Source organism: Arthrobacter sp. V1I7 (genome assembly GCF_030817015.1).
In the GTDB taxonomy this organism is placed as follows: Bacteria; Actinomycetota; Actinomycetes; order Actinomycetales; family Micrococcaceae; genus Arthrobacter.
In genome coordinates this window covers 2,118,051-2,139,707 of record NZ_JAUSYS010000001.1, presented here as the reverse complement: position 1 = coordinate 2,139,707, position 21,657 = coordinate 2,118,051, and the positions used below count along the sequence as shown (strand labels likewise).

Here is a 21,657-nt window from a genome sequence, read left to right as displayed (position 1 = left end):
TTCGGACGTAGGGGAGTATCCCAAGCGCTACGATCGTCAACACGCACGGCACAGATGCCCTGCCGGGCGTAGCGGGCAGCCAGGCAGTACGACGCCGGCAGTCGGAGAGACTTACACCGCTAATCCGCACCCTGCGAAAGGTATCTTCGTGCCCGAACTTCCTATCTGGTTCGAGGTCGGCTCTTTTGTCGCTCTCGGCATCATCCTCGCCATTGACCTGCTGTTGGTCCTGAAGCGCCCGCACGAGCCTTCCATGAAGGAGGCGGGGCTGTGGGTTTCCTTCTACATCGCGCTCGCCCTCGTTTTCGCGGGCGCCATGTTCGCCTTTACCGGCCCGGAGTTCGGCGGACAGTTCCTCGCCGGCTGGGTGACCGAATACAGCCTCAGCATCGATAACCTGTTCGTGTTCATCATCATCATGGCGCGCTTCTCGGTACCGCGTAAGTACCAGCAGGAAGTGCTCATGGTGGGCATCATCATCGCGCTGATCCTCCGCGGCATCTTCATTCTTCTCGGCGCAATCGTGATTGAACAGTTCAGCTGGGTCTTCTACATCTTCGGTGCCTTCCTGCTATGGACGGCGTGGAAGCAGGCCCAGGATGATGGCGAGGACGAGGAAGACAAGGAAAACCCGCTGATCGCCCGGATCCGGAGGGTCCTGCCGATGTCGGAGAAGTTCGACGGCGGCAAGCTCCGCACCGTCGTGGACGGCAAGAAGGTCTTCACCCCGATGCTGATCGTCTTCGTGACCATCGGCATGACGGACCTGCTCTTCGCGGTCGACTCCATCCCGGCGATCTTCGGCCTCACCCAGAGCGCCTTCATCGTCTTCACCGCGAACATCTTTGCCCTGATGGGTCTGCGGCAGCTGTACTTCCTGCTCGGCGGCCTGATGAACCGCCTCATCTACCTGAAGCACGCCCTGTCCGTGATCCTCGCGTTCATCGGCATCAAGCTCGTCCTGCACGCCATGCACGTCAACGAACTGCCGTTCATCAACGGCGGCCAGCACATCGAGTGGGCTCCTGAGATCCCGACGTTCGTCTCCCTCGGCGTGATCATCGGCACCATCGTCGTGGCCGTCATTGCCAGCCTGGCCAGCTCCAAGGCGTCCAAGGCAAAGCTCGACGCCCGCCTCGAAGAGGACTCCCGCAAGAGCCTCAGCGACGCCGAGTAACTCCGCAGCAGTGCAAGACAGGACGGCGCCGGACCCTCAAGGGTCCGGCGCCGTCCTGTTTGCCGGCCAGGTTTCCGGGCCGGAGCCTACGTCCGGCTATGTATTCGCCGGCTGAGGCGGCCGGGTCAGTGCCGGACCGACCGGGTCAGTGCCGGACCGAGCGGGTCATGCCCAGTAGACGGGCAAAGATCCCCTCGCCGTCATCCGCGATGCCGTCATGGTGGAAGTCCGCAGACTCCCAGACCTGCAGCCCGCGGACAGCGGCCGCGGTCTCGAGCGAGAGGTCCCGGTCGACGTAAATGTCGTCGGTGTAGACGGCGGCGGCCACCGGAACGCTGTTGAGGGCCAAGCGGTCCGGGTCGTACAGCGGCGTCCAGTCGGCTTTTTCCGCCAGCAGTTGCGCGACCTTCCGAAGCGGGCGGAGTGCCGGGTCCTGTTCGAAGTACCACGGATAGACCATTTCACCGGTCAGCAGCGGCTCCGGTACGTCCGGCTGGAACTCGGGAAAATCCTGGAGGACCCGCCAGGCGGCCCAGTCAGTGGCCTCGCCCTGGCCGTAGATGGATTCGTGCATCAGCGCGTACAGCGGGTTGCGGGAGCGGGTGACGAGGCAGCGGACCTGTTCCAGGAAGGCGTCCGAGAGCCTCTCGCCGTCGGGAGTACTGACAAAAGCGTCCTCCAGCAGGTGGTGCAGCGCGTCCACCCGGGTGTTTCCGCCCAGGCATGCGCCCGCCATCTGGAAGCGCTCCACCGTCAGCCGTGAGCCGTCCGGCAGGATCTCCTCGGTCTCCCTCAAGTGCCGGGCAATGCTGCTGACAGCTTGCCGGTCCTCGGGATACCAACCGAAGTATTCGGCGTTCCGGGCGGCGACACGCCGGAAGGTGGCCCGGTACACGCGGTCCGCGGATCCCGTCAGCGGAGCCAGCCCGCCCGTGATGAGGACTTCGCGAAGGCCCTCAGGGGCCGAGGAGAGGTAGCTGAGGGCACAGAACCCGCCATAGCTCTGGCCGTAGATGGTCCAGGGCGCCGAGCCCAGGGCCCGCCGGATGGCTTCGGCGTCCGCGACGATGGAGTCCGCGCGGAAATGGGACAGATACCCGGCCTGGTCCGCTTCGTTGCCCCGCAGGGGGAGCGTGTTGCGGTCGATGACGGAGGACAGGCCGGTGCCCCGCTGGTCCAGCATGAGGATGCGGAAGTCCTTGGCGGCTGCCTTGCTCCAGCCGCCGAGGGCGGGGAGACGGTTGCCGCGCCCGCCCGGACCGCCCTGCAGGTAAAGCAGCCAGGGCAGCTCGGCCGCCTCCTCCTCGCTGTGTTCCGCGGCGACATACTCGCGGGCGAACACGGTGATCGTCTCTTCGCAGCCGGGACTCGGGTCGGCGCCGCCGAAGTGGTCCAGCGGCACCTCGAAATAGTGCTCCACGGTGCGCATGCCGCGATACTCGTGCCGCGCCTTGACGGTATGCGGGACGGTGCCCGGGACGGTGCCGGAGGATCGGCCGCCCTCTGCCTCATACAGGTCCGCGGCGGCGCGCCCGGTCAGCGGCAGATCAGCCACCGGACGGTCAGCCAAAGGTTTGGGCCCGGCGGGAGGTGCCGAAGGATTCCAGCGCGGCTCCGGTGAGCCGGAAGGTGGACCATTCCTCCATCGGCGCGGCACCCAGGTTCTTATAAAAGCTGATGGAGGGTTCGTTCCAGTCCAGGACGCTCCATTCCACCCGCGCATAGCCACGGTCGACGGCGGTCGCGGCGAGGTGCTGCAGGAGGGCCTTGCCGTGGCCCGCACCGCGGGCCTCGGGCGTCACGTACAGGTCCTCGAGGTAGATGCCATGGACACCTTCCCAGGTGGAGTAGTTCAGGAACCAGAGCGCGAAGCCCTGGATGTCGCCGGCTTCGTTCTCGGCCATCGTCGCAAAGATCCGCGGGTTCTCCCCGAACAGCGCGGCCGCAAGCATCTCGGGGGTGTTCCGGACCGCGTCCGGCTCTTTCTCGTAGACCGCCAGGTCGTGGATCATCTGCAGGATTGCGGGGACATCGTTCGCCGTCGCAGGCCGAATTACACTCATTGTTCGAGTTTACTAGTCCCTACAGCCGGTTGACGTCGGTTACCCGCACGACGGCGGTACCGCTCTCATCGGAGGCGGCGAGGTCCACCTGGGCCGAGATGCCCCAGTCGTGGTTGCCGGCCGGGTCCTCGAAGATCTGCCGGACTTTCCACATCCCGGGTTCCTCGGTGATGATCAGCAGGCCCGGTCCGCGGGCGTCGGGTCCGGTGCCGATGTCCTCGTGTTCATCGAAGTAGTCATCGAGGACGTCTTCCCAGCGTTCGGCGTCCCAGCCGGATCCGCCGTCGAGCTCGCCCAGCGCGGCGGCGTCCTCGTCCGCGAACAGTTCCACCCGGCGGAACATTTCGTTGCGGACCATCACCCGGAAAGCCCGGATGTTGGAGGTCAGCGAGGGCGGCGGGGGCGGGGGAGCGTCGTGCGGGGTCGGTGCGGCGCCGGACGTTAGCTCCTCCCATTCGTCCAGCAGGCTCGAGTCCACCTGACGGACCAGCTCGCCAAGCCAGGCGATCAGGTCCTCGAGGTCCTCGCGCAGGAAGTCCTGCGGGACGGTCTGACGGAGCGCCTTGAAGCCGTCCGCAAGGTAGCGCAGCACAATGCCTTCGGAACGCGCCAGGCCGTAGAACTGGACGAATTCGCCGAAGTTCATCGCGCGTTCGTACATGTCCCGGATCACGGATTTGGGCGCGAGCTCGAAGTCGCCGATCCAGGGAGCCGCCTTGCGGTAGACGTCAAACGCCTCGCCCAGGATCTCCGCCAGCGGCTGCGGATAGCTGACTTCCTCGAGCATGGCCATGCGCTGGTCGTAGTCGATACCGTCGGCCTTCATCGCCGCGATCGCCTCGCCACGGGCCTTCTTTTGCTGTGCGGAGAGGATCTGCCGCGGCTTCTCCAGGGTGGACTCGATCACGGACACCACATCCAGGGCGTACGACGGCGACTCCGGATCCAGCAGTTCCAGCGCCGCGAGGGCGAACGGGGACAGCGGTTGGTTTAGCGCGAAGTTGGCCTGCAGATGGATCGTCAGCCGGACGGTGCGACCGTCCCGGCCCTGCTCCCCGGCGGGTATGCGCTCCACGACGCCGGCCGCCAGCAGCTCCCGGTAGATGCCCAGGGCCTTCTTCATCAGCTGCAGCTGGGAGGCACGCGGCTCGTGGTTCTCGGTGAGCAGCCGCCGGGCAGCCTTGAACGGATCGCCCGGCCGTTCCATCAGGTTCATCAACATCGCGTGGGTCACGGTGAAGCTCGACGTCAGCGGGTCCGGGACCGATTCGACGAGGCGCTTGTAGGTGGGCTCGCCCCAGGACACGAATCCCTCGGGCGGCTTCTTCCTGACCACCTGGCGCAGCTTCTTCTGGTCATCGCCGAACTTTGCCGTTGCCTTGGCCATCGCCTTGACGTTTTCGATGACGTGCTCGGGCGCCTGCACCACGACAGTCCCGGCGGTGTCGTAGCCGGCACGGCCGGCCCGGCCCGCGATCTGGTGGAACTCCCGGGAGTTCAACAGCCGGGTGCGGACGCCGTCGTACTTGCTCAGGGCGGTCAGGAGCACCGTGCGGATCGGCACGTTGATGCCGACGCCGAGAGTGTCGGTGCCGCAGATGACCTTGAGCAGACCCGCCTGGGCCAGCTGCTCCACGAGCCGGCGGTACTTCGGCAGCATGCCGGCGTGGTGGACGCCGATGCCGTGGCGGACCAGCCGGTTGAGGGTCTTGCCGAAGCCGGCGGCGAACCGGAAGCCGGCGATCAGCTCGGCGATCTTGTCCTTTTCCTCGCGGGTGCAGACGTTGATGCTCATCAGGTTCTGCGCGCGGTCGATGGCCTCCACCTGGCTGAAGTGCACCACGTAGACGGGCACCTGCTTCGTGGCGAGCAACTCTTCGAGGGTCTCGTGGACGGGCGTCTGCTCGTAGTAGTAGTGCAACGGGATGGGGCGTTCCACGGAACTGACGGTCGTCGTCGGACGCCCGGTCAGTTCGCTGATGCCCTTCTCGAAGCGGCTGACATCACCGAGCGTCGCGGACATCAACAGGAACTGGGCCTGGGGGAGTTCCAGCAGCGGAACCTGCCATGCCCAGCCGCGCTGCGGGTCGGAGTAGAAGTGGAACTCGTCCATGATGACGGCACCCAGTTCCGCGGCGGCGCCTTCGCGCAGGGCCGTGTTCGCAAGGATTTCCGCGGTGCAGCAGATGATCGGGGCGTCCTGGTTGACCCCGGAATCGCCGGTGATCATCCCGACGTTTTCCGCCCCGAAGATCTCGCACAGGGCAAAGAATTTTTCCGACACGAGGGCCTTGATCGGGGCGGTGTAGTAGCTGCGTTGCCCCCTGGCCATGGCCTGGAAGTGAGCGGCGATCGCCACCAGGGACTTTCCCGAACCGGTGGGGGTGGCCAGGATCACGTTGGAGCCGGAGGCCAGTTCCATGACGGCCTCGTCCTGGGCGGTATAGAGGGCCAGCCCGCGGCTCTCTGTCCACTCGACGAAGCGCGTGTACAGCTCGTCCGGATCCATTCCGGTCCTGCCTGGGACTCGCGCGGCCGGGGCGGGGAGCTGATCAACAAGTTTCATCACTGTCCAGCTTAGTGGGCGGAAACCTGCGGCGGATGCTCCTCCCAGAGTTCGCCCCGGGCTGCCGGGTGCGCGCCTGCTTGGACCCGTCCCCGGACGCGGCTAGGCTTCGGAGGTCGCATCCTTGCCGGCCAATGGAGGAACATCGTGAAATGGGATCCCGCCAAGTACGTGCAGTTCGGAGACTACCGCGACAGGCCCTACTTTGACCTGACGGCCCGGATCCATGCGGACAATCCCGGGCTCGTGGTGGACCTTGGCTGCGGCCCCGGCAACCTGACTGCCACACTTGCGGCGCGCTGGCCCTCGGCACAGGTGCTGGGCCTGGATTCCTCACCGGAGATGCTGGCTCAAGCCGCTGGACGGTCGGCCGCCACGCCCAACCTCTCCTTCGGCCTCGCGGACATCACCGGCTGGATGCCCTCGGCAGGAACGGACGTTGTCGTCACGAACGCCGCACTGCAGTGGATTCCCGGCCACCGTGAGCTGCTGCCGCGCTGGCTCGGCGCCCTCAGACCCGGAGCCTGGTTCGCCCTGCAGGTCCCCGGAAACTTCGACTCGCCATCCCACACGCTGATGCGCGGACTGGCGGAGTCCGAGTCGTGGTCCGGCCGGCTCACCGGCGTGCTCCGCCACGACGTCGTCGGCGAAGCCGCCGAATACCTCCGCATCATGCTCGACGCCGGCTGCGACGCCGATGCGTGGGAGACCACCTACCTGCAGCTCCTGCCGGGCGAAAACGCGGTTCTGGAGTGGGTCCGCGGCGCCGGACTCCGGCCCGTGCTGGCCGCTCTGTCCCCGGAGGAAGCCCGCGTCTTCGAGGCCGAGTATTCCGCGCGGCTGGCCGAAGCCTACCCGCCCTCGGTGCACGGAACGGTCTTCCCGTTCCGCCGGATCTTCGCCGTGGCCCGCAAGCGCGAGTGACGATTCCCGGCCCGCCTGGCCCTCGCGTCGCCCTCGGTTCGCACCCCGGAGCGTAGGACAGCGTATGACAAGGAGCAGCATATTGTGACCGGGCTTAGAATGGCGAAGCGGCCGGGGGGCGGCCGCCAGACTGGTCGCGGGTCCGTGCCCTGATGCAGTGATGGAGGTTCGGTGCTTATTGGCCTGATGGGGCGCCTGTTAGCTGCCCGCAAGGTGATCGTGTTTGCCATCGTTCTACTGCAGCTCGCGCAGACCACCGCCAATCTGCTGCTGCCCACCCTCAATGCCGCCATCATCGACGACGGGATTGTCGGCCGGAATCCGGCGATCATCGCGGATTTCGGCGTCCGGATGGCCGTGCTCGCCGCAGTTCAGGTCGCGGCGGCCGTTGCTGCCTGCTACCTGGGCGCCGTCCTGGCCATGGACGTGGGCCGGCAGTTGCGCGAAGAGCTCTTCGCCAAGGTCCAGTCCTTGTCCTCCCAGGAAGTCGCCGCGTTCGGCACCGCCAGCCTGGTGACCCGGGCCACCAACGACGTTGCCCAGATCCAGAACCTTGCCATCCTGGTGTTCACCATGCTGGTCGCCGCGCCCGCCATTTTCCTCGGCGGCATTGTGCTGGCCATGCAGCAGGACCTGGCGCTGTCGGGCATCGTCGCCACCGTCGTGCCGGTGCTCGCCATCATCATGGTCACGATCGTGCGGCGCCTCGTTCCGCTCTACCGGGCGGGCCAGGGGCTCATCGACCGGATCAGCCGGATACTGCGTGAGCAGATCATTGGCGCCAACGTCATCCGCGGCTTCGTCCGGCAGGGCCACGAGATCCGCCGGTTCGACGGCGCCAACAGGGAACTCACCCGGAACAACCTGCACTCGGCCCTGCTCGTCGCCGGGATGATGCCGATGATCATGCTCGTGTTCAACCTGTCCGCCGTCGCCGTCGTGGGGTTCGGCGGGCACCGCATCCAGTCCGGCGAGATGAGGCTCGGCGCCCCTGACCGCGTTCATCGCCTACATCCTGCAGATTCTGATCGCGATCATGATGGCCATGTACGTGTTCATGACCGCCCCGCGTGCGGCGGCGTGCGCGGAACGTATCCAGGCGGTCCTGGATACTGAACCCGCCATCGCAGACGGCCCCGCCCCGGCGGAAGCCGGCCGAGACTGCCCCGCCCCGGAGGACGCCGGCCCCGGGGGCAGCATCGTGGAGTTCCGGAACGTCTCTTTCGCCTACCCGGGCGCCGAGGCGCCGGTGCTTGAGCGCATCAGCTTCAAGGCACTTCCCGGCACAACGACGGCGATCATCGGCGCCACCGGCAGCGGCAAAAGCACGCTGCTGAACCTGCTGCCCCGGTTCCTGGGCACCACCGCCGGGCAGATCACAATCGGCGGCCGCGAGGTCCGGGACCTGCCGCTGGCAACGCTCCGGGGCCTCGTCGCGCTGGTGCCGCAACACTCCTACCTGTTTTCCGGGACTCTCGCCGACAACCTGAGAATGGGGTCGCCGGAGGCCACTGACGAGGAACTCTGGGACGTGCTCGCCACGGCCCAGGCCGCTGGCTTCGTCCGCCGGTTGCCGCAGGGGCTGCGGTCCCCGGTCAGCCAGGGCGGGACCAACTTCTCCGGGGGCCAGCGGCAGCGGCTTTGCATCGCCCGTGCGCTGCTGCGGCGCGCTCCCGTCTACCTGTTCGACGACAGCTTCTCGGCTCTTGACTACGGCACCGATTACCGGTTGCGGAGAGCCCTGGAGCCGCTGCTGCGCGCCGCTACGGTACTGGTCGTCGCCGAGCGCGTGGCCACGATCGTGGACGCCGGACTGATCCTTGTGCTGGAAAACGGCCGCCTCGTGGCGCAAGGTAGCCACCAGGACTTGATGGAGTCCTCACCGAGCCACCAGGAGATCGCAGCTTCCCAGCTCGTGCTGAAGGAGACCCCGTGATCCACAAACCCGGCCTCGAAGAGTTCCTGGCCGGAGCGGCCGCGGCCCCGCCGTCTGATTCCACGCTGCCTGATTCCACGCCGTCCGATTCCCCGCCGTCTGTCCGCTACGCATCGGGGCAGGCTGACCCGGTGGCGTCCCGGGCCGGCTCCGGGTCCCGCCGGCGCACCGGGCGCCGGCTCCTCGGATTGCTCCGGCCGTCCAAGTGGCGGATGGCAGGCGTCATCGCGGCCACCTGCGCCTTCGTGACCCTCAATGTCTTGGCCCCGAAGTACCTGGGAGACGCCACCGATGTCGTGGTTGTCAGCGTCCTGGGCGGAACCTTCAACGAGGCGAAGCTGGCGGGACTGCTGACCGCTGTCTCCCTCATGTACCTGGGGGCCTCGGTCTTCAGCTGGATCCAGGGAGCGCTGGCCGCCACGGCCGTGCAGCGACTGAGCTACGGTCTGCGCTCCTCCGTCGAGGAGAAACTGCATGTTTTGACGTCCGGCCATTTCGACGACCAGCACCGGGGCGAGGTCCTGAGCCGAGCCACCGACGACGTCGACAACATCTCCCAGGCCCTGAACCAGTTACTGAACCAGCTGATCATGTCCCTGCTGATGCTCTCCGCCGCACTCGTGATGATGCTGTGGATCTCACCTGCCCTGGCGGTGATCGCCCTGGTCTCCGTCCCGGTGTCCGCCCTGATCACGGTCCTGGTGGCCCGGAAGTCGCAGGCCAATTTCACCGAACAGTGGGGGGAGCAGTGGGGAGCTGCATGCGCAGTTGGAGGAAGTCTTCACCGGGCATGAGGTCATCAAGGCGTTCGGCCGGCAGGTCGCCGTGGCGGCCGCATTCAGCGGGAGCAACAGGAGGCTCAGCCGGGCCAGCGCCCGCGCCCAGTACGTTTCGGGCGTGGTGCAGCCGTTGATGGTGTTCGTCTCCAACCTCAACTACGTCGCGGTCGCCGTCGTCGGTGCCCTCCAGGTCACGGCCGGGGCCATGACGATCGGGGGTCTGCAGGCCTTCATCCAGTTCAGCCGGCTTTTCAGTCAGCCGATGGGCCAGGTCGGCGGAATGCTGACACTTCTGCAGTCCTGCCTGGCCTCGGCCGACCGGGTCTTCGCCCTGCTGGACGCCGCCGAGGTTACGGCCGGGCCGCTGCCTGGGCCCGCCCGGGAACCCGGCACGCCGGAACCCGGCACGCGGGAACCCGGCACGCGGGAACCCGCGACGCCGGAACCCGGAACGTCCGAACCCGGGACGCCGGGAGCCAGGGGGCGAATCGCCTTCGAGCAGGTCGGCTTCAGCTACCGCCCGGGTACACCAGCGGTGCAGGATCTCACCTTCACCGTGGAGCCGGGGCAGACCGTTGCGGTCGTGGGCCACACCGGCGCCGGCAAGACGACCGTGGCGAACCTGCTCATGCGGTTCTATGAACTGGACGCCGGACGGATCAGGCTCGACGGCACCGACATTGCGGGCATGCCCCACGACGAGCTGCGCTCCGCCGTCGGCGCCGTCCTGCAGGACGCGTGGCTGTTCACCGGCACCATCCGGGAGAACATCGAGTACGGACGGCCGGGTGCCAGCGAGTCCGAGATCCTCGCCGCCGCGCAGGCCAGCCACGCGGACCGGTTCGTCCGCTCGCTGCCGGACGGGTACGCCACCATGCTCGGCAACGACGGCGACTCCCTCAGCCGGGGGCAGCGGCAGCTCGTTTCAATCGCGAGGGCGCATCTGGCAGGGCGCAGCATCCTGGTCCTGGATGAGGCCACCAGCTCCGTGGACAGCCGCACAGAGGTGCAGATCCGCAAGGCGATGCAGCGCCTCCGGCACGGCCGGACGAGCTTCGTGATTGCCCACCGCTTGTCCACCGTCCGGGACGCTGATCTAATTCTGGTCATGGACCACGGACGGATTGTTGAACACGGCACCCATCACCAGCTGCTGGCGGGGCGCGGGCTTTACACCGATCTCTATGAAGCGCAGTTCGCCAGTCGCGAACAGCGCCAGGACCGCCAGGGGCCGGAGCAGTGAATGCCGCCGAGAACGTTGCAGACCGTTTTCCCGGCGTCTGGAAACCAAACCAGGCCAGCTCGGTCCCGCTGTTCGAACAGCTCCGGCTCAACATCATCGAACGGGCGGACAACGGCACACTGGTCCCGGGCACCCGGCTGCCGGCAGTCCGCAACCTTGCCGCCGAACTGGGCGTCGCACCGCACACCGTGGCCCGTGCCTACAAGGAACTGGAGGCGGCCGGAATCGTCGCGACGCGGGGCCGGAACGGCACCGTCGTCTGCGCCCGGGACGAAGCCTGGAGTTCGCTGTCGGCAGCCGCCGCCGACTTTGCGGCCGCGGCCAAGGCCCAGGGCGCCAGCTTCGCGGAGGCCGTCCAGTTGCTTGCCGCCGCCTATGACCGTGCATGACAGCCCGTTAACACACCGGACGGCATTTACCGGGGTGGGACACAGCAGGGAATGGATGTTCGAAGAAGTTTTCGATTAGCATTGGTAGCGTGCCTAAAGCCGTAGCTGAAGATCCCGCCGTTGATGACCAGACCTCCGTTCCGATGGGCTCCGCGCCGATGAGCACCTCAAAACCGGGCCCCGCCATCGACTCCCGCCCCGCGGTCAAGCGTCCGGACATGTCCCGCCTGGTGGTCAAGGGCGCCCGCGAACACAACCTGCGGAACGTGGACCTCGACCTGCCGCGGGACTCCATGATCGTCTTCACCGGTTTGTCCGGCTCGGGCAAGTCCTCCCTCGCCTTCGACACGATCTTCGCCGAGGGCCAGCGCCGCTACGTCGAGTCGCTCTCCGCCTACGCCCGTCAGTTCCTGGGCCAGGTGGACAAGCCCGACGTCGACTTCATCGAAGGCCTCTCGCCCGCGGTCTCGATCGACCAGAAATCCACGAGCAAGAACCCGCGCTCCACCGTGGGCACCATCACGGAGATCTACGACTACATGCGCCTGCTGTGGGCCCGTGTCGGCCGCCCGCACTGTCCCGTCTGCGGGGAGCCGGTGACAAAGCAGACCCCGCAGCAGATCGTGGACCAGCTGCTGGAGCTGCCGGAGGGCACCCGCTTCCAGGTCCTGGCGCCGGTGGTCCGCGGACGCAAGGGCGAATTCGTCGACCTGTTCAAGGAACTGACGGCCAAGGGCTACTCGCGGGCCCGGGTGGACGACAAGCTCATCCAGCTCAGCGATCCGCCCAAGCTGGGCAAGCAGTTCAAGCACACCATCGAAGTAGTGGTGGACCGCCTGGTGGTCAAGGAGGGCATCAGCCAGCGCCTCACCGACTCGGTGGAAACGGCCCTCGGGCTGGCCGAGGGCCGCATCCTGGCCGAATTCGTCGACCTCGAGGCGGACGACCCGGAACGCGTCAGGGCGTTCTCGGAACACCTTGCGTGCCCCAACGAGCACCCGCTCGCGATCGATGAGATCGAGCCGCGTTCCTTTTCGTTCAACAACCCCTTCGGCGCCTGCTCCGCCTGCAGCGGCATCGGCACCAAGCTGGAAGTGGACGAGGAGCTCATCATCCCCAACGGGGAGCTGTCCCTCTCGGAGGGCGCCATCGCGCCCTGGTCCCTTGGGACCGCGACGACGGAATACTGGAACCGGCTGCTCGGCGGGCTCGCCAAGGAACTCGGTTTCTCGATGAAGACCCCGTGGGAGAAGCTCGCCGAGGACATCCGCCAGACCGTGCTGCACGGCAAGGACCACAAGGTCGTGGTGCAGTACCGGAACCGCTTCGGCCGGGAACGCAAATACAGCACCGGCTTCGAGGGCGTCATCCAGTACGTCCACCGCAAGCACCTCGAAACCGACTCGGACAAGGCCCGGGACCGGTACGAGGAATACATGCGGCAGATCCCGTGCCCGGTCTGCAACGGCGCGCGCCTGAATCCGGCGTCGCTCTCGGTGCTGATAAACGGCCATAACATCGCGCAGGTCGCCGCCCTGCCGATGCGCGCATGCGCCGACTTCCTGAACAACCTGGTCCTCACGGACCGCGAGGCCCAGATCGCGCACCAGGTCCTGAAGGAAATCCAGGCGCGGCTGACCTTCCTCCTCGACGTCGGCCTGGAGTACCTGAACCTGGAGCGGCCCTCCGGCACGCTCTCCGGCGGCGAAGCGCAGCGGATCCGGCTCGCCACCCAGATCGGCTCCGGCCTCGTCGGCGTTCTCTACGTCCTGGACGAGCCGTCCATCGGGCTGCACCAGCGCGACAACCGCCGCCTGATCGAAACGCTCACCCGGTTGCGGGACCTTGGCAACACCCTGATCGTGGTCGAGCACGACGAGGACACCATCCAGGAGGCCGACTGGGTAGTGGACATCGGACCGGGCGCCGGCGAGCACGGCGGCATGGTGGTCCACTCCGGGTCCTACAAGGAACTGCTGGAAAACACCGCATCGCTGACCGGCGACTACCTCTCCGGCCGGAAGCAGATCGAGATTCCCCGGAAGCGCCGCAAGTACGACAAGAAGCGGGAACTGAAGGTCGTCGGCGCCAAGGAGAACAACCTCCTGAACGTGGACGCCACCTTCCCCCTCGGCCTGTTCACGGCGGTGACCGGGGTCAGCGGCTCCGGGAAGTCAACCCTCGTCAACGAGATCCTCTACAAGGTGCTCGCCAACAAGCTCAACGGCGCCAAGCAGGTGGCCGGACGGCATAAGTTGATCCAGGGCCTCGAACACCTCGACAAGGTCGTGCACGTGGACCAGAGCCCGATCGGGCGCACGCCGCGCTCCAACCCGGCCACCTACACGGGCGTGTTCGACAACATCCGCAAGCTCTTCGCCGAGACCACCGAGGCGAAGGTCCGCGGCTACCAGCCGGGCCGGTTCTCCTTCAACGTCAAGGGCGGCCGCTGCGAAGCCTGCTCCGGCGACGGCACGCTGAAGATTGAAATGAACTTCCTGCCGGATGTATACGTCCCCTGCGAGGTATGCCACGGAGCCCGGTACAACCGGGAAACCCTGGAGGTGCACTACAAGGGCAAGACCATCGCGGACGTGTTGAACATGCCGATCGAGGAGGGCGCCGAGTTCTTTGCGGCCTTCTCACCGATCGCCCGGCACCTGTCCACGCTCGTCGACGTCGGCCTCGGCTACGTGCGGCTGGGCCAGCCCGCCACGACGCTTTCGGGCGGCGAGGCCCAGCGCGTGAAGCTCGCGGCGGAACTGCAGAAGCGCTCCAACGGCCGCAGCATCTACGTGCTGGACGAACCCACCACGGGCCTGCACTTCGAGGACATCCGGAAGCTGCTCATGGTCCTCCAGGGCCTCGTGGACAAGGGCAACACCGTCATCACCATCGAGCACAACCTCGACGTCATCAAGAGCGCCGACTGGATCGTGGATCTGGGACCCGACGGCGGATCCGGCGGCGGACGCGTCGTTGCCTCCGGCACCCCGGAGCAGGTGGCCAAGTCGACGGAGAGCCACACGGCAGCCTTCCTGGCCGACATCCTGGCCTGAGCCCGCCCGGGCCCTTGCCCGGCGGCAGCCGGCCGCGTTCCGGAACGCCGCCGGCCCGGCAGGGCCAGCACAGCAGGGGAAAGTCCCGCCGATGTATTCCCTGCGGGGAATGCGAGTTTCTGGCATCCCGGCACTCGTGAGAAACTAGGCCGGTGACCCAAACAACAGTGCCCGTGATCTTTGACCTGGACGGCACTCTTGTCGATCCCGCCGGCGGAATAACGGACGGAATCGCGGCGGCCCTCACCGAGCTTGGACTTCCCGTTCCCGGCAAGGCCCGGATGGACGCGATGATCGGACCCAAGCTCAGTCATTCCCTCACCGAGATCGCCGGCGTCCCGGCCGACCAGCTGCAGGCCGCCATTCGAATCTACCGCGCGCACTACGTCTCCACCGGCATTGCCCAGAGCCGGCTGTACCCCGGCGTCCGGGACCTGCTGGAATCCTTCGCCGCCGCCGGACGTCCGGTGGCCGTCGCCACCCAGAAGCCCGAGGGGCTGGCACGGACCGTGCTGGAACACCACGGCATCGCGGACCACTTCGGCACGATCCGCGGCTCCGCCGCCGATGAGGCGGCCGAGGCGGATGCCGCCGCTCCGGCGGGAAAGACCGGGATCGTCGCCGCCGCGCTGGCCGATCTGGAAGCCCAATCCGCCGGGGAACTGCGGCAGGCCGTTATGGTGGGGGACCGCGCGCAGGACGTGGCCGGGGCGGCGGCCAACGGCCTCGAATGCATCGGCGTGGGCTGGGGCTTCGCTCTCGACGGCGAACTCGACGAGGCGGGCGCCGTCGAGATCGTGCAGACCACCACCGCCCTGCACGAGACGATCCTCCGACGGGACGCAGCCGGGACCGTTGCCGGGCTGACCCCCGCCCGGGCGGCGGCCGCGATGGCGTACGTTGCCCGGACCGAAGCCCGGACCGAGGTGTACACCGATGCCAATGTTTGATGCAATCCGCTGGACCACGCGCGGACTCCTCACCTCGACTTGCCGGCCCACCGTCATCGGCCTGGAAAATGTGCCCAAGGAGGGTCCGTTCATCGTGGCCCCGAACCATCTTTCCTTCCTGGACAGCGTGATCGTCCAGGCCCTCATGCCGCGCCCGGTGGCGTTCTTCGCGAAGGCCGAGTACTTCAACACCGGCGGCGTCAAGGGGAAGGTCATGAAATCCTTCTTCGAGTCCGTCGGTTCGATCCCGGTTCAGCGTGGCGAGCAGGCTGCCAGCGTGCAGGCGCTGAAGACGCTGCTGGAGATCCTGGACTCGGGCCGGGGCATCGGGATCTACCCCGAGGGCACCCGTTCCCGCGACGGCCTCCTGTACCGCGGCCGTACCGGCGTCGGCTGGCTGGCCCTGACCACGGGCGCCCCGGTTGTCCCGGTCGGACTGATCGGCACCGAACACCTGCAGCCTGCGGACAGCAAGGCCATCAGGCCGCAGCACTTCACCATGAGGGTCGGCGAGCCGCTCTACTTCCAAAAGACGGGTCCGGACCATTCCCTGCCGGCGCGTCGCCAGGTCACCGACCGGATCATGGACGCGATTGCGGAACTCAGCGGCCAGGAACGCGCCACAGGCTACAACCAGAGCAAAGCCATCGAGTAGGGCGCTGTCCCGGACACCCCCGCCGCCTCAGTAGACTTGAACTGTGGCAGATCCAGCGAGTTACCGACCCCAGACGGGTGAGATTCCGACCAATCCGGGCGTGTACCGCTTCCGCGACCCGCACGGCCGGGTCATCTACGTCGGCAAGGCCAAGAACCTCCGTTCGCGGCTGAATTCCTACTTCGCGAACCCTGCCGGACTGCTGCCCAAGACCTATGCGATGGTCCATGCGGCGAGCAGCGTTGAATGGACCGTCGTCGGCAGCGAACTCGAATCCCTCCAGCTGGAATACACCTGGATCAAGGAATTCAAACCGCGTTTCAACGTCATGTTCCGCGACGACAAGAGCTATCCGTACCTTGCGGTCACCATGGCGGAGAAATACCCGCGCGTCCAGGTACTGCGCGGCGAACGCCGCAAGGGCACCCGCTATTTCGGCCCGTACACCGCCGGCGCCATCCGGGACACCATGGACACGCTGCTGCGCGTGTTCCCGGTCCGCAGCTGCAGCGCCGGAGTCCTGAAACGGGCTGAAGCCAGCGGCCGGCCATGCCTGCTGGGCTATATCGACAAGTGCTCGGCCCCGTGCGTCGGGCGCATCTCGGCGGAGGACCACCGTGCCCTCGCCGAGGATTTCTGCACCTTCATGGGCGGCGAAGCCAAGCCCTTCGTCACGAGGCTCGAAAAGGAGATGGCTGCCGCCGTCACCGAACTGGACTACGAGCGGGCGGCCCGCATCCGGGACGACATCGTCGCGCTGAAGAAGGTCTTCGAGCGCAACGCCGTCGTCCTGGCCGAGGGCACCGACGCGGACGTGTTCGCCCTGCACGAGGACGAGCTGGAGGCCGCCGTCCAGGTCTTCCACGTCCGTGGCGGCCGGATCCGCGGCCAGCGCGGCTGGGTCGTGGAAAAGGTCGAGGACTCCACCACCCCGGATCTGGTGGAACACCTGCTCCAGCAGGTCTACGGCGAGGAGGCCGAAAGCCAGGGACGGCTGCCGCGGGAAGTCCTGGTCCCCGCGGAACCAAGCAACGCCGTCGAGCTCGCCGAATGGCTCAGCGGCCTCCGCGGGGCCCGCGTGGATATCCGCGTCCCGCAACGCGGCGACAAGGCCGCCCTGCTGTCCACCGTCCGGGACAACGCCGAGCACGCCCTGAAGCTGCACAAGTCGCGGCGGGCCGGCGACCTGACCATGAGGTCCCAGGCGCTGCAGGAACTGCAGGAGGCACTGGATCTTCCCGTGGCGCTGATGCGGATCGAGTGCTTCGATATCTCGCACGTGCAGGGCACCAACGTCGTCGGCTCCATGGTGGTGGTCGAGGACGGCCTGCCGAAGAAGTCGGACTACCGGAAGTTCTCCATCAGCGGCGCCGCCGCCAACGACGACACCGCCGCGATGCATGATGTGCTGACCCGCCGCTTCCGGCACTATCTGCAGGAGAAGGCGGAGCATGCCGACGCCGCAGCGCAGCCCGGCCAACAGGCGCCGCTCAACGCCGCTGCCGACGCCGCCGGGCTTACCGGCGCCCTGACCGACACCACGACGCCCACGCCGCGGGCGAGGTTCGCCTACCCGCCCAACCTTGTGGTGGTCGACGGCGGCAAGCCCCAGGTCAACGCGGCCGCCCGTGCGCTGGCCGAACTGGGCGTCGACGACGTGTACGTCGTCGGCCTGGCCAAGCGGCTCGAAGAGGTCTGGCTGCCGGACAGCGACTTCCCCGTGATACTCCCGCGCGCCTCCGCCGGGCTGTACCTGCTGCAGCGCATCCGCGACGAAGCGCACCGCTTCGCGATCTCCTTCCACCGCCAGAAACGCGGCAAGGCCATGACCGTGTCCGCCCTCGACAGCGTCCCGGGGCTGGGCGCATCCAAGCGCAAGACACTGCTGGCGCAGTTCGGCTCGGTCAAAAGCATCAAGGCGGCGACGCCAGCGGAGCTCACCGCGGCAAAGGGGATCGGACCCTCCCTCGCCGAGGCGATCGTGCGGCACTTCAGCCAGGAGGACGCCGCCGGGGCCCCCGCCCTGCCGGCCATCAACATGACGACGGGCGAAATCCTGGAATCTTAGCTAGCCCCAGCAAACTTAGCTAGGGTAAGGACTTGGGAAACGGCACGTCCGGTCGCGCGGAAGAGGCAGACCGGATGGCCGCGGCAAAGAATTGTTCAGCAGAACGGGGCTTCACAGATGGCAGAGTCGACGGCAGGATCCGGCACGGAAACGGACCGCATGACGCCGGTCAAACCCGATGAGGCGGAACTGCTCGTGGTGACCGGCATGTCGGGAGCCGGGCGCAGCACTGCATCGGACGCACTGGAGGACCACGGCTGGTACGTCGTGGAGAACCTTCCGCCGCAGATGCTCGGCACGCTCGCCGAACTGGTGTCCCACGCACCCCGCTCCATCTCCAAGCTCGCCGTGGTGATGGACGTCCGCAGCAAGGAGCTGTTCGCTGACATCCGCGCCGCACTCCGCGCCCTCGAGGCCAGCGGCGTCACCTTCCAGGTGCTCTTCCTCGACGCGGACGACGGCGTCCTGGTCCGCCGCTTCGAACAGGGCCGGCGCCCGCACCCCCTGCAGGGCGGTGGCAGGATCCTCGATGGCATCGCCGCCGAGCGCGAACTGCTCCAAGAACTGCGGACTTCTGCCGATATCGTCCTGGACACCTCGGCCCTGAACGTGCATGGACTGGCCACCGCGATCACCGAGCTGTTCAGCGAAACAGGACCGGTGGCGTTGCGCCTGAATGTCATGAGCTTCGGTTTTAAGTACGGCCTTCCGGTGGACGCGAACTTCGTGGCGGACGCCCGCTTCATCCCCAACCCGCACTGGGTCCCGGCGCTGCGTCCGCACACCGGCCTGGACATGGACGTCAGCGACTACGTGCTCGAGGCCCAGGGCGTCAGCAACTTCGTGGAGCGCTACGTCCTGGCCCTCGAACCGGTGTTGGACGGCTACCGGCGTGAGAACAAGCACTACGCAACGATTGCCGTCGGCTGCACCGGAGGGAAGCACCGCTCGGTCGCCGTCGCCGTCGAACTTTCCCGCCGGCTCGCGCAATATCCGCGCGTCACCGTGACCACCACGCACCGGGACCTGGGCCGGGAATAATGGCGCTGCTTACCGGCCCCCTGCCGCTCGTCCCGCCGGCCAGCCCTGCTTTCGCCAGCCAGCAGGACAAGGGCCCCTCCGTGGTCGCGCTCGGCGGCGGTCACGGCCTCTCCGCCTCACTGTCCGCCCTGCGACTGCTTACCTCGGAACTGACCGCCATCGTCACCGTGGCGGACGACGGCGGATCCTCGGGGCGGCTGCGCGAAGAGTACGGCGTCCTCCCGCCCGGAGACCTGCGGATGGCGCTTTCCGCCTTGTGCGACGACACCGACTGGGGCCGCACCTGGCGCGATGTCATGCAGCACCGGTTCCTGCCCGGCAAGGGCCGCGGCGGGTCCCTCGACGAACATGCCATGGGCAACCTGCTGATCGTGACGCTCTGGGAACTCCTCGGCGACACCGTGGCCGGCCTCAGGTGGGCCGGTGCCCTGCTGGGCGCCCGCGGCGAGGTCCTGCCGATGTCCAGCGTCCCGCTCACCATCGAGGGCCAGGTCCGCGTCTCCGCCCCGGACGGCACCTCGGTGCTGCAGACCCTCAGCGGTCAGGCGAAATGCGCGGTTGCCGGTTCGCTGGAGCACGTCCGCCTGCTGCCCGAGGACGCCCCGGCCTGCCTGGAAGCCCTCACGGCCATTGAACTCGCGGACTGGGTCATCCTGGGCCCGGGCTCCTGGTACACGTCCGTGCTGCCGCACCTGCTCCTGCCGGAAATGCGCGAAGCGCTCTGCAACACCCAGGCGCGGCGCTGCCTCACGATGAACCTGGCCACAGACACCAAGGAAACCCTTGGAATGACTGCCGCGGACCACCTCCGCGTGCTGCGCGAGTACGCCCCGGAGTTCTCGATCGACATCGTCCTGGCAGATCCGGCATCGGTCCCGGACCTCCGCGAGTTCGAGCAGGCGGCCGGGATGCTTGGTGCCGAGGTCGTCTTGGGTAAAGTGGGGGCGTCGAGCCGTCGGCCGATCCACGACACGCTGCGTCTGGCCACGGCCTACCACGACATTTTCGGGAACAGTTAGGAAAGGTGCCATGGCACTGACAGCATCAGTCAAGGAAGAACTTTCCCGGCTGGACATCAAGAAGTCCTCCGTCCGGAAGGCTGAAGTGTCGGCCATGCTCCGCTTCGCCGGCGGACTGCACATCATCTCCGGCCGGATCGTGATCGAGGCCGAAGTCGACCTCGCCTCTACGGCACGTCGGCTGCGCGCCGCCATCGCCGAGGTCTACGGACACCAGAGCGAAATCATTGTGGTCTCCGGCGGGGGATTACGCCGCGGGAGCCGCTATGTGGTCCGGGTCGTGCGGGACGGCGAAGCCCTGGCCCGGCAGACGGGCCTCCTGGACGCCCGCGGACGACCCGTCCGCGGCCTCCCGTCGGCAGTGGTGAACGGTTCCGCCTCCGACGCCGAAGCGGTCTGGCGCGGAGCTTTCCTCGCCCACGGCTCGCTCACCGAACCCGGCCGCTCCTCCGCCATGGAGGTCACCTGCCCGGGACCGGAGTCGGCGCTGGCCCTGGTCGGCGCCGCGCGGCGCCTCGGCATCCAGGCCAAGGCCCGCGAGGTCAGGGGAGTGGACCGCGTGGTGATCCGCGACGGTGACACCATCGCCGCGTTGCTGACCCGGATGGGCGCCCACGACGCGCTGATGGGCTGGGAGGAACGCCGCATGCGCAAGGAAGTCCGGGCCACCGCCAATCGGCTGGCCAACTTCGACGATGCCAACCTGCGCCGTTCCGCCCAGGCCGCCGTGGCGGCGGGCGCACGGGTGGACCGCGCCCTCGAGATCCTCGGCGACGACGTCCCGGAACACCTGAAATACGCCGGCGAACTGCGCGTGGCGCACAAGCAGGCCAGCCTGGACGAACTTGGCAGGCTCGCCGATCCCGTCATGACCAAGGACGCCATCGCGGGCCGGATCCGCCGGCTGCTGGCGATGGCGGACAAGCGCGCCCAGGACCTCGGCATCCCCGGCACTGAGGCCAATGTGACTCCGGACATGCTGGACGAGTAGGCGCGCCCCTAGAATCGGATCCAGACGGTGGAAATACCTCAGCAGCAGCGGAGGTTATGCCCACCGGTTCCGGATTCACCACAGACTTCCGGGTGCCACACCATCCGGATGCACAATCCCAGAGTTACCAAACCGGACAACCCGTCCACGACATTGGAGGATTTTGTGACCGAGTACGTACTGCCCCAACTCAGCTACGACTATGCAGCGCTGGAACCCCACATTTCCGCGCGGATCATGGAGCTGCACCACAGCAAGCACCACGCCGCCTACGTGACCGGCGCCAACAACGCCCTGGCCCAGCTGGCGGAGGCCCGCGAGAAGGGCGACTTCGCCAACATCAACCGGCTGTCCAAGGACCTCGCTTTCCACACCGGTGGCCACATCAACCACTCCGTGTTCTGGAACAACCTCTCCCCGGACGGCGGCGACAAGCCGGAGGGTGAGCTTGCGGCGGCCATCGATGACGCGTTCGGTTCTTTCGACGCGTTCCGCGCCCAGTTCAGCGCTGCCGCTCTCGGGCTGCAGGGCTCCGGCTGGGGTTTCCTCGCCTACGAGCCGATCGGCGGCAACCTGGTCATCGAGCAGCTCTACGACCAGCAGGGCAACGTCGCACTGGGCACCACTCCGCTGCTGATGCTCGACATGTGGGAGCACGCCTTCTACCTGGACTACGTCAACGTCAAGGCGGACTACGTCAAGGCCTTCTGGAACATCGTGAACTGGGCCGACGTCGCCAAGCGCTTCGAGGCCGCACGCAGGAACGCCACCAGCCTCATCAGCCTCTGACTGTGAGG

14 protein-coding genes and 2 pseudogenes are annotated in these 21,657 nt (G+C 67.2%); 13 read left to right on the top strand and 3 right to left on the bottom strand.

Annotated features, from left to right (window positions below):
• Window positions 1-148: 148 nt before the first annotated feature.
• A complete protein-coding gene (locus tag QFZ69_RS09985; RefSeq protein ID WP_306917756.1) occupies window positions 149-1,177 on the top strand; it encodes a TerC family protein in 1,029 nt (342 codons plus the stop codon).
• A 145-nt stretch (window positions 1,178-1,322) separates the two neighbouring features.
• Here QFZ69_RS09985 and QFZ69_RS09980 read toward each other — a convergent pair whose 3' ends face one another.
• The 3 genes from QFZ69_RS09980 to QFZ69_RS09970 all read right to left on the bottom strand — a co-directional run bounded on the left by QFZ69_RS09980 (window position 1,323) and on the right by QFZ69_RS09970 (window position 5,806).
• A complete protein-coding gene (locus QFZ69_RS09980; protein ID WP_306919655.1) occupies window positions 1,323-2,606 on the bottom strand; it encodes an alpha/beta fold hydrolase in 1,284 nt (427 codons plus the stop codon).
• 133 nt (window positions 2,607-2,739) lie between these two features.
• On the bottom strand, window positions 2,740-3,240 hold the full coding sequence (locus QFZ69_RS09975; RefSeq protein ID WP_306917754.1) for a GNAT family N-acetyltransferase: 501 nt from the start codon (window positions 3,238-3,240) through the stop codon (window positions 2,740-2,742).
• A gap of 19 nt (window positions 3,241-3,259) precedes the next feature.
• Window positions 3,260-5,806 (bottom strand): RNA helicase, encoded by a 2,547-nt coding sequence (locus QFZ69_RS09970; RefSeq protein ID WP_306917752.1) that lies wholly within the window; start codon window positions 5,804-5,806, stop codon window positions 3,260-3,262.
• A gap of 147 nt (window positions 5,807-5,953) precedes the next feature.
• On the opposite strand from QFZ69_RS09970, the gene QFZ69_RS09965 reads away from it, so the two are divergent.
• The 12 genes and pseudogenes from QFZ69_RS09965 (at window position 5,954) to QFZ69_RS09910 (ending at window position 21,649) form a co-directional block, all read left to right on the top strand.
• The gene (locus tag QFZ69_RS09965; protein WP_307000085.1) at window positions 5,954-6,730 is read left to right on the top strand and encodes a trans-aconitate 2-methyltransferase; all 777 of its coding nucleotides are present in this window, start codon (window positions 5,954-5,956) and stop codon (window positions 6,728-6,730) included.
• A 186-nt stretch (window positions 6,731-6,916) separates the two neighbouring features.
• A pseudogene (locus QFZ69_RS09960) lies at window positions 6,917-8,666 on the top strand (ABC transporter ATP-binding protein).
• Between the two features lie 131 nt (window positions 8,667-8,797).
• Window positions 8,798-10,688, top strand: a pseudogene (locus QFZ69_RS09955) (ABC transporter ATP-binding protein).
• Window positions 10,685-11,077, top strand: a complete 393-nt coding sequence (locus QFZ69_RS09950; protein ID WP_306917749.1) for a GntR family transcriptional regulator — start codon at window positions 10,685-10,687, stop codon at window positions 11,075-11,077. The pseudogene QFZ69_RS09955 and the gene QFZ69_RS09950 overlap by 4 nt, the downstream one beginning before the upstream one ends.
• 89 nt (window positions 11,078-11,166) lie before the next feature.
• On the top strand, window positions 11,167-14,136 hold the full coding sequence (gene uvrA, locus QFZ69_RS09945) for an excinuclease ABC subunit UvrA (RefSeq protein WP_373461874.1): 2,970 nt from the start codon (window positions 11,167-11,169) through the stop codon (window positions 14,134-14,136).
• Window positions 14,137-14,288: 152 nt separating this feature from the next.
• Window positions 14,289-15,086 (top strand): HAD hydrolase-like protein, encoded by a 798-nt coding sequence (locus tag QFZ69_RS09940; protein ID WP_307000082.1) that lies wholly within the window; start codon window positions 14,289-14,291, stop codon window positions 15,084-15,086.
• On the top strand, window positions 15,073-15,741 hold the full coding sequence (locus QFZ69_RS09935) for a 1-acyl-sn-glycerol-3-phosphate acyltransferase (protein ID WP_306917747.1): 669 nt from the start codon (window positions 15,073-15,075) through the stop codon (window positions 15,739-15,741). Before QFZ69_RS09940 ends, QFZ69_RS09935 begins: the two co-directional genes overlap by 14 nt.
• A 43-nt stretch (window positions 15,742-15,784) precedes the next feature.
• Entirely contained in the window at window positions 15,785-17,809 is a 2,025-nt protein-coding gene (gene uvrC / locus QFZ69_RS09930) for an excinuclease ABC subunit UvrC (protein WP_306917745.1), read from the top strand.
• 117 nt (window positions 17,810-17,926) lie between these two features.
• Window positions 17,927-18,850 (top strand): RNase adapter RapZ, encoded by a 924-nt coding sequence (gene rapZ / locus QFZ69_RS09925; protein WP_306917744.1) that lies wholly within the window; start codon window positions 17,927-17,929, stop codon window positions 18,848-18,850.
• Window positions 18,850-19,869 carry a uridine diphosphate-N-acetylglucosamine-binding protein YvcK gene (gene yvcK, locus QFZ69_RS09920; RefSeq protein WP_306917742.1) on the top strand — a complete coding sequence of 340 codons (1,020 nt, stop codon included), beginning with the start codon at window positions 18,850-18,852 and terminating at the stop codon, window positions 19,867-19,869. Before rapZ ends, yvcK begins: the two co-directional genes overlap by 1 nt.
• A 10-nt stretch (window positions 19,870-19,879) precedes the next feature.
• Entirely contained in the window at window positions 19,880-20,860 is a 981-nt protein-coding gene (gene whiA / locus QFZ69_RS09915) for a DNA-binding protein WhiA (protein ID WP_306917740.1), read from the top strand.
• Window positions 20,861-21,025: 165 nt separating this feature from the next.
• Complete coding sequence (locus QFZ69_RS09910) at window positions 21,026-21,649, top strand: superoxide dismutase (RefSeq protein ID WP_306917738.1); 624 nt, start codon at window positions 21,026-21,028, stop codon at window positions 21,647-21,649.
• Window positions 21,650-21,657 lie beyond the last annotated feature (8 nt).